The 14,210-nt window shown below is 67.6% G+C and carries 14 protein-coding genes; 2 read left to right on the forward strand and 12 right to left on the reverse strand.

Translation table 11 applies throughout. The annotated features are described in order from the left end of the window. Nucleotides 1–16: 16 nt before the first annotated feature. From RIE08_15920 to RIE08_15960, 9 genes are all read right to left on the reverse strand, one after another. Nucleotides 17–1,267, reverse strand: coding sequence for an amidohydrolase family protein (locus RIE08_15920; GenBank protein ID MEQ8719097.1), 1,251 nt, complete (start codon nt 1,265–1,267; stop codon nt 17–19). Next, nucleotides 1,264–1,986 carry a 2-oxo acid dehydrogenase subunit E2 gene (locus tag RIE08_15925; GenBank protein MEQ8719098.1) on the reverse strand — a complete coding sequence of 241 codons (723 nt, stop codon included), beginning with the start codon at nt 1,984–1,986 and terminating at the stop codon, nt 1,264–1,266. The genes RIE08_15920 and RIE08_15925 overlap by 4 nt, the downstream gene beginning before the upstream one ends. Further along, complete coding sequence (locus tag RIE08_15930; GenBank protein MEQ8719099.1) at nt 1,983–2,237, reverse strand: biotin/lipoyl-containing protein; 255 nt, start codon at nt 2,235–2,237, stop codon at nt 1,983–1,985. The genes RIE08_15925 and RIE08_15930 overlap by 4 nt, the downstream gene beginning before the upstream one ends. Beyond that, nucleotides 2,227–3,225: a transketolase C-terminal domain-containing protein gene (locus tag RIE08_15935; GenBank protein MEQ8719100.1), complete on the reverse strand. Its 999-nt coding sequence runs from the start codon at nt 3,223–3,225 to the stop codon at nt 2,227–2,229. Before RIE08_15935 ends, RIE08_15930 begins: the two co-directional genes overlap by 11 nt. Further along, nucleotides 3,218–4,129 carry a thiamine pyrophosphate-dependent enzyme gene (locus RIE08_15940; protein ID MEQ8719101.1) on the reverse strand — a complete coding sequence of 304 codons (912 nt, stop codon included), beginning with the start codon at nt 4,127–4,129 and terminating at the stop codon, nt 3,218–3,220. Before RIE08_15940 ends, RIE08_15935 begins: the two co-directional genes overlap by 8 nt. After that, a complete protein-coding gene (locus RIE08_15945) occupies nt 4,126–5,091 on the reverse strand; it encodes a fumarylacetoacetate hydrolase family protein (protein MEQ8719102.1) in 966 nt (321 codons plus the stop codon). The genes RIE08_15940 and RIE08_15945 overlap by 4 nt, the downstream gene beginning before the upstream one ends. Continuing rightward, nucleotides 5,088–5,858 (reverse strand): hypothetical protein, encoded by a 771-nt coding sequence (locus RIE08_15950; GenBank protein ID MEQ8719103.1) that lies wholly within the window; start codon nt 5,856–5,858, stop codon nt 5,088–5,090. Before RIE08_15950 ends, RIE08_15945 begins: the two co-directional genes overlap by 4 nt. A 323-nt stretch (nt 5,859–6,181) precedes the next feature. Beyond that, on the reverse strand, nt 6,182–7,015 hold the full coding sequence (locus RIE08_15955; protein ID MEQ8719104.1) for a mycofactocin-coupled SDR family oxidoreductase: 834 nt from the start codon (nt 7,013–7,015) through the stop codon (nt 6,182–6,184). A 170-nt stretch (nt 7,016–7,185) separates the two neighbouring features. Further along, nucleotides 7,186–7,959: a glucose 1-dehydrogenase gene (locus RIE08_15960; protein ID MEQ8719105.1), complete on the reverse strand. Its 774-nt coding sequence runs from the start codon at nt 7,957–7,959 to the stop codon at nt 7,186–7,188. A 218-nt stretch (nt 7,960–8,177) separates the two neighbouring features. Between RIE08_15960 and RIE08_15965 the strand changes: the two genes are divergently transcribed. Further along, nucleotides 8,178–9,476 (forward strand): amidohydrolase family protein, encoded by a 1,299-nt coding sequence (locus RIE08_15965; protein ID MEQ8719106.1) that lies wholly within the window; start codon nt 8,178–8,180, stop codon nt 9,474–9,476. Here RIE08_15965 and RIE08_15970 read toward each other — a convergent pair. Genes RIE08_15970 through RIE08_15980 form a run of 3 tightly spaced genes read right to left on the reverse strand, consistent with a single transcriptional unit; the run spans nt 9,470 to nt 12,166 of the window. Continuing rightward, nucleotides 9,470–10,180, reverse strand: coding sequence for an SDR family NAD(P)-dependent oxidoreductase (locus RIE08_15970; GenBank protein ID MEQ8719107.1), 711 nt, complete (start codon nt 10,178–10,180; stop codon nt 9,470–9,472). The two genes, RIE08_15965 and RIE08_15970, sit on opposite strands and share 7 nt — an antisense overlap. A gap of 4 nt (nt 10,181–10,184) precedes the next feature. Next, the gene (locus RIE08_15975) at nt 10,185–10,727 is read right to left on the reverse strand and encodes a UGSC family (seleno)protein (GenBank protein MEQ8719108.1); all 543 of its coding nucleotides are present in this window, start codon (nt 10,725–10,727) and stop codon (nt 10,185–10,187) included. After that, the gene (locus RIE08_15980; GenBank protein MEQ8719109.1) at nt 10,724–12,166 is read right to left on the reverse strand and encodes a thioredoxin family protein; all 1,443 of its coding nucleotides are present in this window, start codon (nt 12,164–12,166) and stop codon (nt 10,724–10,726) included. The genes RIE08_15975 and RIE08_15980 overlap by 4 nt, the downstream gene beginning before the upstream one ends. Nucleotides 12,167–12,487: 321 nt before the next feature. Here RIE08_15980 and RIE08_15985 point away from each other — a divergent pair, with 321 nt between their 5' ends. Next, nucleotides 12,488–14,206, forward strand: a complete 1,719-nt coding sequence (locus RIE08_15985; protein ID MEQ8719110.1) for an amidohydrolase family protein — start codon at nt 12,488–12,490, stop codon at nt 14,204–14,206. The last annotated feature ends 4 nt before the right edge of the window (nt 14,207–14,210 follow it).

Consider the following 14,210-nt stretch of genomic DNA (forward strand, 5'->3'; position numbering starts at 1 on the left):
TGATCGGTTCCTCCGGTCAGGACGCCGCGGCGACAGGGGTTTCCATCCAAGCCGGGTCGACGGGGTGGCGGAACAGACGGCTGGCGTTGCCGTGTGTCATGAGGGCGATCTCCTCGTGGGTCGCGTCGCCCATCTGGCGGTGGAGGATCTCCTGGGTGTCGGGCCAGGTGCCGTCGCCGTGGGGATAGTCGGATTCGACCAGGATGTGGTCGACGCCGATGTAGTTGCGCAGTGCGAACCCGGCGGGGTCGTCGAGTGCGCAGAAATAGAAGTTGCGCTTGAGTACTTCGACGGGCTGGACGTCTTCGCCCACCCACGTGCCGAAGAACTCGTGGTACTTGAACGAGTGCTTCATCCGATCGATGAGGCCGGGCACCCAGGAGATCCCGCCCTCGGTGAGGACGATCTTGATCTCGGGGAACTTCAACGGGACCTTCGAGTAGACCCAGTCCACCGCGGCGTGCCACGCGCTCATCGGGAAGAGCGCGGCGGCGACGTCGGGTGGGGCGTCGGGGGAGGTGACCGGTGTCGTCGAGGACGAACCGACGTGAAGGCAGACCACCGTGTCGGTCTCCTCGCATGCCGCGAGTAGTGGATCCCAGTGACCCGAGTAGAGGCTCGGGTAGCCGAGCTTGTGTGGCGACTCGGTGAACGACAGCGCCTTGAAACCGCGTTCAGCGTTGCGGCGCACCTCTTCGGCGGAGACCTCGGGATCGTTGAACCACGTGATCTGGCAGGGAATCATCCGGTCGGGGTAGGCGCCGCACCAGTCTTCGAGGTGCCAGTCGTTCCACGCGCGCATGGTCGCGAGGCCGAGTTCGTGATCCTCGAGCTCCGAGAAGCGTTGCCCCGCGAATCCGGCGAGCATCGACGGAAAACAGATCGACGCGTACACGCCGTTGATGTCCATGTCCCGGATCCGGGCATCGATCTGCCAACACCCGCGGCGCATGTCCTCGGTGCGTGTCGGCTCCACCGTGTATTCCGCCGGGGGTCGACCGGCGACGGCGTTGAGCCCGATGTTGGGAAGCTCCATCCCCTCCATCTGCCAGACCTGGCGGCCGTCGGCCTGCTCGACCATCTTCGGTGCCCTGTCGGCGAACTTGGCAGGGAGGCGGCCCTCGAACATGTCGGGGGGTTCGACGAGGTGATCGTCCACCGAGATGATCGGGAAGTGGCGGGGTCGTGGGTCCGGCTCGGGTAGGAAGGTGACACTGTCGGTCCCCTCCGTCCGGAATGCGTCGGCGATGGATTTCTCTGCTGTCACTGGTCCTTCTCCTTACCATCATGTGCGGTCCCGACGCCTTCGGCGTCGAGGGACTCGATGCGGTCTCTCGAGGCGACGAGCATTCCTGCGAGTGACATGCCGTCGACCCAGCGGTGATCGAGGGTCCCCGTGAGGACCGTGGTCTCTCGGATTGCGAGTTCCCCGTCGACGACGACGGGCCGAGGCTTCACTGACGAGAAGCCGCAGATCGCGAGTTCCCCGGGGCGCATGAGCGGCAGGCCCCCGTCGATGCCGAGCCCGCCGATGCTCGTCACCGCGAGGCTGCCGACTCGGCGGTCGTCGGTATCGAGCTTGCCGTCGCGGGCACGCTGCACGGTTTCTCGAAGTGCTGCCGCCGTCGTCGACAGGTCGGGTTGGTCGCTGAACCAGATCGTCGGGACGACGAGACCCCTATCCGTGGCGACGGCCATGGCCACGCCGAGACGGTCTCGGCGGCGCCGCTTCAGCGTCGCCAGGTCGTACTCGTACCAGAGGGCGTCGACATCCCAGGCCGAGGCGGCGGCGGCCCACAGGAAGACACTGCCCAGCGTGAGTTCGGTCTCGTCGCCGGCGAGCAGTCGCCGGGCACCGCTGACGTCCACGTCGATCCACTGCGCGGCGATCGGCGTGTCGGCGGCCGCGCCCATGACCTTGGCCATGTGCGCGGCGGCCGGCCGAAGTCGCGACCAGTCGTCGCCGGTCTCGGCGGGGTCGCTCACGAGGTCACCGTGAGGCTGACGAGGTCCTCGCCCACCTCGACCCACTGGTCGACCTCGACGTGGACCTCCGAGACGGTTCCGGCCCACTTGGAGGTGACATCGGCGACTGACTTCTCGGTCTCGACGACCATGACCGGCTGCAACATGTCGACCGTGTCTCCCGGCGAGACGAGTAGCTCGACGACGACGGCTTCGGTGAGGCCCTCGCCGAGATCGGGGAGCTTGACGGTCTTCGTGTCGTCACTTGGCATCGATCTGTCTCCTCACGGCGTCGCAGACGGCGTCGGTGGATGGGAAGTAGGCCGCTTCGCGGATCGGCGGAGGCGGCGGGTGGTTGGGCGACGAAACCACGGCGGGCGGCGCCTTCAGGTCGGCGAACGCGTGCTCCGCGATCTGGGAAACGACCTCCGACGCGATCGAACAGCGCCGGACTGCTTCGCTGATCACGGTCACCCGTCCGGTGGACGCGACGAGGTCGAAGATGCGCTCGGTGTCGAGCGGGGCGAGCGAGACGAGGTCGACGACCTGGCACGAGATGCCGTCCTCGGCGAGTTGGTCCGCGGCCTCGGTGGCCAGCGAGACCGTGGGCCCGTAGGCGACCAGCGTGACGTCTGTGCCGTCGCGCACGACAGCGCACCGACGGTGGTCGACGTCGGTGACGACGGCGTCGGTTTCGATGCGCCGGCGCCGGTACTCGCGCTTGGGTTCCAGGAAGATGGCCGGCTCGCGGGCCTCGACGACGCTGCGGAGCAGTCCGCTGACGGTCTCGGCCCGGGACGCGGCCACGACGGCCAGGTCCGGGCTGTGCGCGAACAGGGCTTCGGGGCTCTCGGAATGGAATTCGGCGGCGTGGATCCGCCCCCCGAAGGGCACCCGCACAGTGACCGGCAGGGTGCCCTGGCCGTCCAGACGGGCGGGCATCTTCGCGAGGTGACCGATGATCTGGTTCAGGGCGGGGAGAACGAAGCCGTCGAACTGGATCTCGACGATGGGGTGGGCGCCGGCGAGGGCGCGGCCGATGGCGACTCCGACCAGACCGGCTTCCGAGAGCGGCGAGTCGATGACGCGGTCGGCGCCGTAGCGGTCCAGGAGACCGGCCGTGATCCGGAACACGCCACCGACGCGGCCGATGTCCTCGCCCATCAACACGACGCGCTCGTCCTCTTCGAGCAGATCCGCGAGCGTCGCCTTGATCCCATCGGCGAGGGTGAGGCCCGGTCGCCTGGTTCGGCTACTCATCACCGACCTCCTGTAGGTACTCGGCGGCGGCGACGCGCAACTCGGCTTCGACCGAATTCTCGATCTCGTCGACCTCGTCGTCGGCGAGCCCGACGTCGGTGACGAGGCGGCGTCGTTCGGCGACGACGGGGTCACGGAGCCGGCGCCCCTCGACGGTGGCCTCGGAGCGGTACAGACCCGGGTCGTCAGACGTCGTGTGTGGTCCCAGTCGGTACGTCTCGAGCTCCAACAGCGTGGGACCGAACCCTGCCCGGGCCCGCGCGATCGCCCCGGAGACCGCTGTCTGCACGGCGCTCACGTCGTTGCCGTCGACGCGTTGGCCGGCGAACCCGTAGCCGAGGGCCCGCACATACAGCGACGACGCTGCGGTCTGGCGGGCCGTTGGCAGGGAGATCGCCCAGCCGTTGTTCTCACAGACGAACACTGTCGGGGCACTGAAGACGCCGGCCATGTTCATGGCCTCGTGGACCTCGCCCTGCGACGAGGCTCCGTCGCCGAAGAAGACGACCGAGACGGTTTCAGCGCCGCGATGACGCTGTTCGATCGCCCAGCCGACGGCGTGGGCGAGTTGGCTGCCGACGGGGATCGTGTAGGTGAAGAATCGACGCTGTCGCCAGTCCCACGGTGTGTAGGAGTAGCGGCCGTGGAACCGCCACAGCTCCTGGGGGGTGACGCCCATGACGAGCCCCGCTCCGGGCTGCCGATAGGACGGGAACAACATGTCCTCGGGTCCGAGTTGAGAAGCGACACCGACGTGGGACGCTTCCTGGCCCCGCGCTGGCGCGTAACCGGCGACGGCGCCCTGGCGTTGCAGCGCGATGGTGACGTCGTCGAATTCCCGTGCCGTATACATGGCACGGTAGGTGTCGACGGCCGACGTCGAGGTGGCAACGTCGGAGCTCACGACACTGACGCCGATCCGGGGGCGAGAAACCGGTTCGCGATCCGTCCGATCCCGCTGATCCAGATCTCGACCGTGCTGCCGAAGTCCGGGTAGCGGCCCTGCTCGAGTCCGCAGCCCGTCGGGAACGTGCCGAGCCCGACGACATCTCCAGGGCGGACGTACTGGCTCTCCGAGAGGTGACAGAGGATGTGAGCGGGACTCCAGGCGATCTCGCCGGCCGGGCCCGACGCCCAGACGTCGTCGTCCACGCGGACCTCGAAGGTGAGCGCCGAGAGGTCGAGGTCGGGGTCGATGAGGATGGCGGGGCCCAGGACATTGCCGGTCTCGAAATCCTTGCCCTTGCCGGGCCCGATCCCGGACTTCATCTCCTCCATCTGCCGGGTGCGCGCAGAGACGTCGTTGAACACGACCCAGCCGCCGATCGCGTGCTTCGCCGCTTCCTCGTCGAGGTCCCTCGCCTCTGCCCCGACGACGATCGCCAGCTCGGCCTCGAAGTCGAGCGTGTCGGCGTAGGTGGGGGCGATGACGTCGTCGGTGGGGCCGATGCAGGTGTGCGGGTCGCCCCGGTAGTAGGCGGGAAGACTCGACAGGTCGTCCTCGGTCTTGTCCATGCCGATCGCCTTCATGCCGTCGAGGACGTGGGCGCGGTAGGCGGGAACGTCCCGCAGCGACGTCGGCTCGAGGGGTAACTCCAGGCGGACTTCGGCGCGGGGGATCATGGCATCGGGAGCGTCGGACCCGCCGACCACCCGCTCCTCGATCGTGCGGAGTCCGTCCAGCAGGTCGTTTCGCCGGACGACGGCCTCCAGCGGGGATGCCGGCGCGGACGTCGCAGCGTCGAACCCGACGGCCCAGGCCGCAGCGAGATCGACGACGATTCCGTCGTCGTCGCCGGAGAGGATCCCGACGCGGATTCCGGCGTCGTCCGGACGGCTGTAGCGGCAGATTCGAACGCCTGTCATGCGTGGTCCCCCGTGAGATTCGTAGCGATCGAGATCGGAAGGTCGAGGTGGCCGAGGACCGGGTGGGTCAAGCGGGCGGCGGTGGCCGTGTCACCCAGTCGGATGGGCGTTTCGGTTCCGAGCTGCACGAAGGGCGTGGCCGTCGCGGGCGGCGGGAGCGTTCCCGCCATGATTGCGTCCTTGACGAGCGCCAGGTACTCGGCGGCGGTGTCCGGGTGGGGTGCGGGCATCGGGTGTTCTTCCTGTGTGTCCCGGCCCGTGACGACGAGTACCCCGTCGCTGTCCGTGGTGTCGACGTCGACGGGTGGGCCGACCATCACATCGCCGAGGAGGCATGCATCGGCGACCAGTTGGCCTGCGGACAGCGTCCCCCAGTCGTCGGTGATCCGTGAGCGCGGTAAGTCCAATGAGAGATGCCAGGTTCGGATCAGCGCCGGGGTGGAGGGTTCGTCGATGCGGAAGTCGACGGTGACCGCGAACTCCGCCTCGACGATCCGGGGTGCGACGGCGGGGGTCGCGTCCGGTGCGGTCAGGGCCTTCTCCACGACGACACCGACGACCGGTCCGTCGATCCCGAGCCTCCCACGGGCACGTTCGCTGCTCGCGACGATGCGATATCCGACCACCGGCGAGTCGAGGGCACCGATCACGGCCGCCTGTATGGCGAAGCCGTCCGCGAGCGAGAGTTCTGGAACGACGACGGATGCAGTCTCGTCAGCCCATGCCGCAGCGAGTGCGCGTCCAACGGCGTCGAGATCCGGCCTCATGTCGTCGCCCCCCCGGGCCTCCCCTGTGACACTGGTGAAAACCATATACATGGATTCGGGGAGGGGCAAGGGGGTCTCGCCGATCTGACCCGATTGCGCCGCATGCCGTCCTCGTCTCTGATGCGTCGGGGTTTCCGTCGTCCCGTCGGAGCGAGCAGTGCGGCCCGCCTCGGATCGATCGAGTCGTCCGAGGCGGGCCGTGGTCGCCGTGTCAGGGGGATGACCGTCGACGACCCGCTCGACGAGCGCTACTCGGTGAGTCACGCTACCGGTACCGGGTGACCCCGTCAAGATCTTACGTAAGACGTAAGATTAGGACCACATCAGACGCCGGCTGTCGCACCCATGTCGATCGGCAATGCGATCCCCGTCACGTACCGCGCCTCGTCGGAGGCGAGGAAGAGCACGGCGTTGGATATGTCGACCGACTCGACCCATGGAAGCGGCATGGCGTTGATGGACGCGAAGACCTCAGTGGCGTCTTCGAGAGTGGGGTTCTCCAGGTCGGGCCGCATCCGGCGGAACGTGGCCTCGTTGTTGATCATCGGCGTCAGCACGTTCGTCGGGTGGACGCTGTTCACCCTGATCATCTCTGGCGCAAGCTCGACGGCTAGTGACTTCATGAGGCCGACGACTGCATGTTTCGTGGTCACGTAGTGCGAACAGCCCGGGTAGCCGCGGAGGCCGCCGACGGAACTGGTGATGACGATCGAACCGCCCTCGCCCTGCTTCCGGAGGATGGGGAGCGCTGCGGAGGCGGTGTTCCACACCCCATCGATGTTGATCTCCATCATCTCCGACCACTGTGTCGGCGTGATCTCGCCGGCTTCTCCGATGGCGGCGATCCCCGCGTTCGCCGAGACGATGTCGAGCCGTCCGAGTTGCGCTGCACCGTCTGCAGCGGCTTCGGCGAGTCCGTCGCGGTCCCGCACGTCGACCACGTGGGACACCATTCGACGACCCAGCTCGGTCACGAGCCGTTCGGTCTCTTCGAGGTCGGCGACGGTCGGTCCGGGATAGGTGATGGTCGGAATGTCGGCGCAGACGTCGACGCCGATGATGTCAGCGCCCTCCTGCGCGAGGCGGATGGCGTGTGAGCGCCCCTGCCCCCGCGCTGCCCCTGTGATCAGAGCGACCTTTCCTTCGACCCGTCCCATTCGAACACTCCCTTCGTGTGGCGCGTGAGCCGCGCAGCTCTCTATGCCGTGACTGGGCGGTTGCGACGAGGTTCCTCGACCAGCCCGCTTGCGACCTCGGGTCGTGCACGCTACTCGCTGCGGTCGAGCGGGGTTGAGGAGGGGCTGGCGAGCGTTCTGGGTGGGAGCGGTCAGCCCGCGGCGCCGCCCCCGTCGACGAGATGTGCGCTGCCCGTCATGTAGGACGCCTCGTCCGAGCACAGGAAAGCGACGAGGGCAGCGATCTCCTCCACGTCCGCGTAACGGCCCAGCGGCACGATCTCGTTGACCATTTCCCTGAATGTGTTCGGCTCGTCGGGTCTCATGCCGGCCTCGATCCTGTCCATCATCTTGGTGTTGACGCACCCGGGGCATACGGCATTGACGCGGATTCCTGCAGGTGCGAGCTCGAGTGCCGCCGTCTTGGTCATGCCGATCACGGCGTGCTTGCTTGCGCAGTAGGCGATCATCGACGGTGCGGCCTGGACGCCTGCGCCTGAGGCCGTGTTGAGGATCGCGCCACCGCCCCGTGAGCTCATCGGGCCTGCCACGTGTCGCATGCCGAGCCAGACCCCCTTCACGTTGACGTCGAGGACGTCGTCGAAGGTCTCCTCGGGGTAGTTCTCGAGGCTGGCGATCACGCCCTCGATCCCCGCGTTGTTGAAGAGCACGTCGACCCCGCCGAACGTCCGGACGGCCGCATCGACATAGTTTGCGACGTCGCTGGACTTCGTCACGTCGGCCGTCACGGCCACAGCGGCGCCGCCTGCGGTCTCGATGTGAGCCGCCGTTTCCTCTGCGCCCGCGCCGCTCGAGTCGACGGCGACGACCGAGGCACCTTCCTCTGCGAAACGAAGGCAGGCTGCCCTCCCGATTCCGCCTGCAGCCCCGGTCACGATGACGACCTTGTCCTCGAATCTGTTCAACTCACGACTCCTCGCTCGAATTGGCTGCCGCCCGACGCTGGGCGTCAGACTCCACCGGGAGTTCATCATCCAAAGTCGTCCCGGTCGCGCACCCACCGGTGCGGAGCCGATCACCCCGCTCGGTGGTGACACCGATCGGATGGCCACCAGTCACTTCTGAAGCCCTGGCCCGTCGAGCCCTACTGTCTGGGGGGCAGTTGTCGATCGGAAGGCGCCCAATGACGACGAAGCCCGCCGTGGCCAAGGAACACCCGCTGCTCGAGGGGAACGACCCCTTCGGTGGCAACCATCGCCGCGAACGCCACACGTTGCTGCCCGACCCGGAGCCGTTGCCGATCGCTCTACCCCTCGTATCGGTCGATGATCACCTGGTCGAGCCTCCCGACGTGTATCTGAGTCGGGTTCCCACCAAGCTGCGAGATCGCGCACCGCAGATAGTGGAGGCGGATGGGATCGAGTACTGGCAGTTCGAAGATGTCAGGGAGCCCAACCGCACGGCCCAGATCTCCGTCGTCGGTCGTCCCCCTTCGGAGTGGACGCTCGAGCCCGTCCTCTTCGAGGAGATGCGCCGCGGTTCCTACGATGCCCGAGCTCGACTCCTCGACATGGACATCGCAGGCGTTGCAGCGTCACTCTGTTTTCCGTCAGTGCTCGTCGGATTCGCCGGCCAGCGCTTCTACCGCATGAAGGACGCGGAACTCGGGCTCGCCTCGATGCGCGCCTACAACGACTGGGTCATCGACGAGTGGGTCGCAACCAACCCGGAGCGCTTCATCGCCCAGCAGGTCACCTGGCTCCCTGACCCGCAGATCGCCGCGGACGAGGTGAGAAAGAACGCCGCTCGGGGGTTCAAGGCCGTCGCCTTCTCCGAGAATCCCGAGCGACTGGGATTTCCGTCTCTGTACACCAACCATTGGGATCCGTTCTTCAGGGCGTGCGAGGAGACCGAGACCGTCGTCAATCTCCACGTGGGTTCGTCGTCCGCCGTCCCGCGTCCGTCCTCCGATTCGCCGGGTGACGTCTCGGCGACATTGTTCCCCGTGAACGGGATCAACGCGAGCGTGGACTGGGTGTACTCGCGCGTTCCCGTCCGATTCCCGGCCCTCAAGATCGCCCTCTCGGAGGCCGGCGTCAGCTGGGTCCCGATGATCCAGGAGCGCCTGAAGCGCATCGAGAGCTTCCTGTCCTCTTCGCTCACGTGGCGAGGCGTCGACCGAACGCCTGTCGAGGTGTTCAAGTCCTGCTTCTGGTTCACGTCGATCGAAGATCACTGCGGTATCCGGGAGCGCCACACGGTCGGAATCGACCGGATCATGCTCGAGATGGACTACCCGCATCCGGACACTTCCTGGCCGGTGACGCAGGACACCATCGGCGTCGAGGTCGGCGGTCTGCCCGAGCACGAGCAGCGCATGTTGGCGTATCGGAACGCGTGTGCGCTCTACCGGCACTCCGAGTCCGCAGTCGAGGACTTCGAGCGCCGCATCAGGGCATCCGAGACCGTGCCCGCTCAGTAGGTGGCCCGACCGCCGCTGAGGTCGTAGACGCAGGCGGTCGAGAAGCTGCACTTGTCCGACGCGAGCCACGAGACCAACTCGGCAACCTCCTCGACCTCGCCGAACCGGCCCATGGGGATCTTCGAGAGCAGGTGCTCGATCAACTCGGGCGCGGCATCGGCGTTCATCGGGGTGGAAATGAGCGCCGGAGCGATGGCATTGACCAGGACGCCGTCGGTGGCGACCTCTTTCCCGACTGACTTGGTCAGTCCGATTACGGCGGCCTTGCTGGCGGCGTAGGGACTCACGTTCGGGTTGCCCTCCTTGCCGGCGATGCTCGAGAGGTTCACGATGCGGCCCCACCCGCGTTCGCGCATGCCGGGCAGCACCGCCCGGATCGTGTTGAACGTGCCGGTCAGGTTCACGTCGATGGTCCGGGCCCAGTCCTCGTCGGACACCTCCCAGCTCGGCATGATCGGGCCGACGACACCAGCGCAGTTGACGAGTACGTCCACGCCGCCCAGCCCGGTGACCAGTCTCGTGACGGCGGCCGAGTCCGTCACGTCGAGAACGTGGGTCGAGTCCACCGAGTCGGCTGCCGCCGCGAGGTCGTCGGACTCCAGATCGCAGATCGCGACCGTCAGGCCGTCGGAGCGGAGGCGCTGCGCGCAGGCCAGCCCGATCCCGCGTGCCCCGCCGGTCACCAATGCGACCCGATCCCTCACGACGTCACCCTTCGTCGACGAGCGCTCGAACCAGCTCGTCGAGCGCCGCGTCGGCGATCTCGACCATCTCGACGTCGGTACGGTCCTGGATCGGGTGCCTGACGATGACGCGGGCGGGATCGACCCCGAGCGCCGCACACTGGTGGCGGGCCGCTTCGACGAACTCGGCGGACGCAACGAAGACCCCCGGGATGCCTCGGGACTCGAGGTCGGCGATGTCGTGCACACTGCACGACGTACACGATCCTCAGTCGGCGAGGGCCTCTATGACTGCGTCGCAGGTGGTCGAGATCTCGTGGCGCAGGTCGACCGGGGCGGGCTTGGTGAAGGTGGGCTTCGCAAACCGGCGGACCGTCGCTCCACGCGCGGTCAAGCCGCTGGCGATCCCGTCGAGGAAGATGTCGCCGCGCGGCTTGGTGATGTCGAGGAGCGCAATGGTCGCGCCTTCGATACGCGCGAGTCGCCGGGCGCGGGGCCGGTGGACCGGCTCGCGTTCGGAGGTCGGGTCGACGAGCAGCGTCGGGTTTCTGCGGGGCGTGTCTGTCATGGGCGGATCTCCTTCGTGACGAACTGGGTGCCGCCGGGACCCGAACCCCAGCTGGGGATCAGGGCGGAAAACAGCCCCGCCGTGCCCCCGGCGTGGGTGATCAGCAGGCCGCCGGGGCGGAGCTTCGGAACGGGCTGGCCGGCGAAGGTATCAGCCATTCCCTCGGCGATACCTCCGGCTCCGCGGATCATGTCGTCACCGTCCATGACGAGCAGTGTCGTGAGCTCGTGGGTGAGCCGTTGGCGGGACCATCCGGCGGCGGCGAAGCGGGCGGCGTGTTCGGGTGAAACGACGAGCAGCGCGTCGAGGACGAGGCCGACCTTGGGATGGACTGCGGCCTTGATGCAGGCGGCGAGGGACCGGGTTAGCGATTCAGCGTCGCGGGACAACTGGTCAGCGATCACCCGGGGCGCTTCGCCGCCGAAGGCGGTCACCGTCGAGACACCCGACTCGAAGCCGCGGTCGACCGAAAGCGGCTCCCACGGCGAGGTGGCCTCCGCCTCGGCGAAGCAGAGGCCGTACTTTGCCGGGCTGCCGTGGGTCGACATGTCGATCTCGCCGGGACGACCACCTCCGACGTTGCGGATCACGAGTTGGACCGCCCGGCCGATCGTAGAGTTCGCTCGGTTGCCGGGGCCGAGAACGCCTGCGCCGGAGTTCATGCCGATGCGCTCTGCCAGGGGGCCATTGACGACGAACACGGGCCCGTTCGGCATCGTCGTGGCGAGGAGGCCGTGCATGTTGAACTCCTCGGTGCAGACGGCCTCGAGCGCGGTCAGCACGACGGGCAGGTACTCGGGGCGACACCCCGCCATCACGGCATTCACGGCGACCTTTTCCACGGAGCACTCCACGAGGTCCGGGGGCACGACGGCGACCACCTCGTCCGCGGCACGGGTGGTCCCTGCGAGCATCGCGGCCACGCGTTCGGCGGTCGGGACCACGACGGGGAGACCGTCGGTCCACCCACGTTCGAAGGCGGCCTCGACGGGGTCCTCGGCAGCACCGATCTCGATGCGGCGCGAGGTGATCCGGTTGCCGAAGCGGGCCTCGAGCCCCGCGACCCTCGTGGGATCGACCGACAGTGATCCACAGCCCGGACGGTGGCCGACGATCCCGTCACCGAGCCCGTCGAGACCGACGGCGGCCTCCCAGGCAGTGCGCTCCCAACCGACGACCCGTGCGCTCTCGGCTCCGTTCTCGACGACGACGAGGGTCGGTACGGCCTCGATCTCCGCCAGGAACGACAGCCGTAGGTCTCGGTCCTCTACGACCTCGACGGCCCCGTCGCGATAGGGGCCGTCCTGGGACACGTAGCGGACCGGGACTCCGTCCGCCTCGAGGCGTCGGGCGATCTCATCGACCACCGGCCCGATGGTCTCACAGGTCGGACAGGCCATCTGCACGAACACCGAGATGCCGTCGGCGAGAGGCGTCATGGCGTCCATCGTCTCACAGTGCGTGCCTCGCTCTTCATGGCTCTCGACTCTAGGCTGCCCTCCGGAGACGCGCTGAGAGAGTTGACGTCGGACGACAGGTATCGAACTGGCTGTGGCCCGCGTGTCCCTTGACAGTCCAAGGTTGCGTAGGCCAATCTTGACGTGCTGCGTTAGATCTTGGGGAAATCATCACTGCGCTCGCTCAGTGCGGTCCCTGGCTCCGGCACTGCAATGCAGGGGGCGGGTGTGCGAAGCGGTTGCCGTGCGGTGGGTCTCGCGGGTGTTTCGGAGCAACTGGTAGCGCGACCAAGGGGGATTCGGATGGACCTGGCACTGCGGAACGGGCTGATCGTGGACGGTTCGGGGGCGCCGGGCCGCGTCGGCGATGTCGGCATCGCCGACGGGCGGATCGCGCTGATGGGCGACGAGGTTCCCTCGGCTGCCCGGGAGATAGACGTCACCGGCCAGGTCGTTGCACCCGGTTTCGTCGACGTCCACACCCATTTCGACGCTCAGGTCTTCTGGGACGGAACGTTGAGCCCGTCGCCGCTGCACGGGGTGACGACGGTCGTGTCGGGCAACTGCGGGTTCACGCTGGCTCCGACCAGTGACGAGGATTCGGACTACCTGGCGCGGATGTTGTCTCGCGTCGAGGGGATGCCCTTCGAGGTGGTGAGTGCCGCCGTTCCCTTCTCGTGGTCGTCGACTGCCGAGTACCTCGACGCGATCGAGGGGACGTTGATGCCCAATGCCGGATTCCTCGTGGGCCACTCGGCGTTGCGGCGGGTCGTCATGCATGACGCTGCGACGGAGCGGACCGCGACCGACGAGGAGATCGCGCAGATGTGCGAACTGCTCCGGGCCGGTCTGACCGCGGGGGGCCTCGGCTTCTCGTCGACGTGGTCGCAGAGCCACTCGGACCACCGTGGTGTTCCGGTCCCGTCTCGGTGGGCGGACAAGCGCGAGTTGGTGGCTCTGTGCGGCGTCACGGGTGAGTTCGACGGTACGAGCCTCGAGTTCATTCCCGGGACGATGCCGTTCGATCCCGAGGTCGTCGAGCTGATGGCGGACATGTCGGCCGCCGCACAGAGGCCTCTCAACTGGAACGTGCTGGTCGTGTACGACGAGACGCTTCCACAGATACCGGACCTGTTGGCCGTGAGTGATCTCGCGGCCGAGCGGGGTGGTCGGGTCGTGGCGCTCACCGCTCCCGACGCGATCCGTGCGCGGCTCTCCTTCCTCTCCTGCTTCATCCTCGACATGCTTCCTGACTGGCAACGGTTCGTGGCCCAACCCGTCGAGCAGCGTCTCGCCGATCTGCGCGATCCCGTGCGTCGCGCGGAGCTCGGTGAATCGGCGAGCCGATGCGAGAGCCCGGCGCGCATCGCCGCGAACTGGGGGGGCTACCGCCTCGAGACCCATTCGGCGGAAACCGCGCGCTACGACGGTTGGACCGTCGACGAGATCGCCGCCGACCGGGGGATCACGGCGTGGGATGCGCTCTGTGACGTCGTCGTCGCCGACGAATTGAAGACCACGCTGATCCTGCCGGCTCTGGGAACCGACGAGGGGTCGTGGGCTGCCAAGTCCGCGCTGTGGACGGATCCGCGGGTCGTCGTCGGGGCATCGGACGCCGGGGCGCACCTCGACATGCTCGACACGTTCTCCTACACCACAGTCGTCCTGGGCGAAGGCGTGCGCGAACGCGGCCTTGTTTCGTTGGAGCAGGCCGTGCACCTTCTCACGGGTCGCCCGGCGGGGCTCTATGGCCTGCGCGACCGCGGGATCCTCGCGCAGGGCGCACACGCGGACGTCGTCGTCTTCGACCCGGACCGCATCGGACCCGGCCGGACACGGACAGAATTCGACCTCCCCGGCGGCGCCGGCCGCCTCTACGGCGAGCCGAACGGCATCTCACATGTCGTCGTGAACGGTGTCCCCGTCGTCGAGAAGGGCGAGTTCCGTGACGCCCGGCCCGGTCGTGTGATCCGTTCGGGACGCGACACGGCAACCTCCCTGCAGAGCATGGAGATCGGGTGAAGGA

Source organism: Acidimicrobiales bacterium, assembly GCA_040219085.1.
Lineage (GTDB): Bacteria > Actinomycetota > Acidimicrobiia > Acidimicrobiales > JAVJTC01 > JAVJTC01.

Bases quoted from the DNA above. Each gene is read 5' to 3' on its own strand.
- RIE08_15930 (MEQ8719099.1), bottom strand. From the start codon at position 2,237: ATGCCAAGTGACGACACGAAGACCGTCAAGCTCCCCGATCTCGGCGAG.
- RIE08_15935 (MEQ8719100.1), bottom strand. From the start codon at position 3,225: ATGAGTAGCCGAACCAGGCGACCGGGCCTCACCCTCGCCGATGGGATC.
- RIE08_15945 (MEQ8719102.1), bottom strand. From the start codon at position 5,091: ATGACAGGCGTTCGAATCTGCCGCTACAGCCGTCCGGACGACGCCGGA.
- RIE08_15950 (MEQ8719103.1), bottom strand. From the start codon at position 5,858: ATGAGGCCGGATCTCGACGCCGTTGGACGCGCACTCGCTGCGGCATGG.
- RIE08_15955 (MEQ8719104.1), bottom strand. From the start codon at position 7,015: ATGGGACGGGTCGAAGGAAAGGTCGCTCTGATCACAGGGGCAGCGCGG.
- RIE08_15965 (MEQ8719106.1), top strand. From the start codon at position 8,178: ATGACGACGAAGCCCGCCGTGGCCAAGGAACACCCGCTGCTCGAGGGG.
- RIE08_15980 (MEQ8719109.1), bottom strand. From the start codon at position 12,166: ATGACGCCTCTCGCCGACGGCATCTCGGTGTTCGTGCAGATGGCCTGT.
- RIE08_15985 (MEQ8719110.1), top strand. From the start codon at position 12,488: ATGGACCTGGCACTGCGGAACGGGCTGATCGTGGACGGTTCGGGGGCG.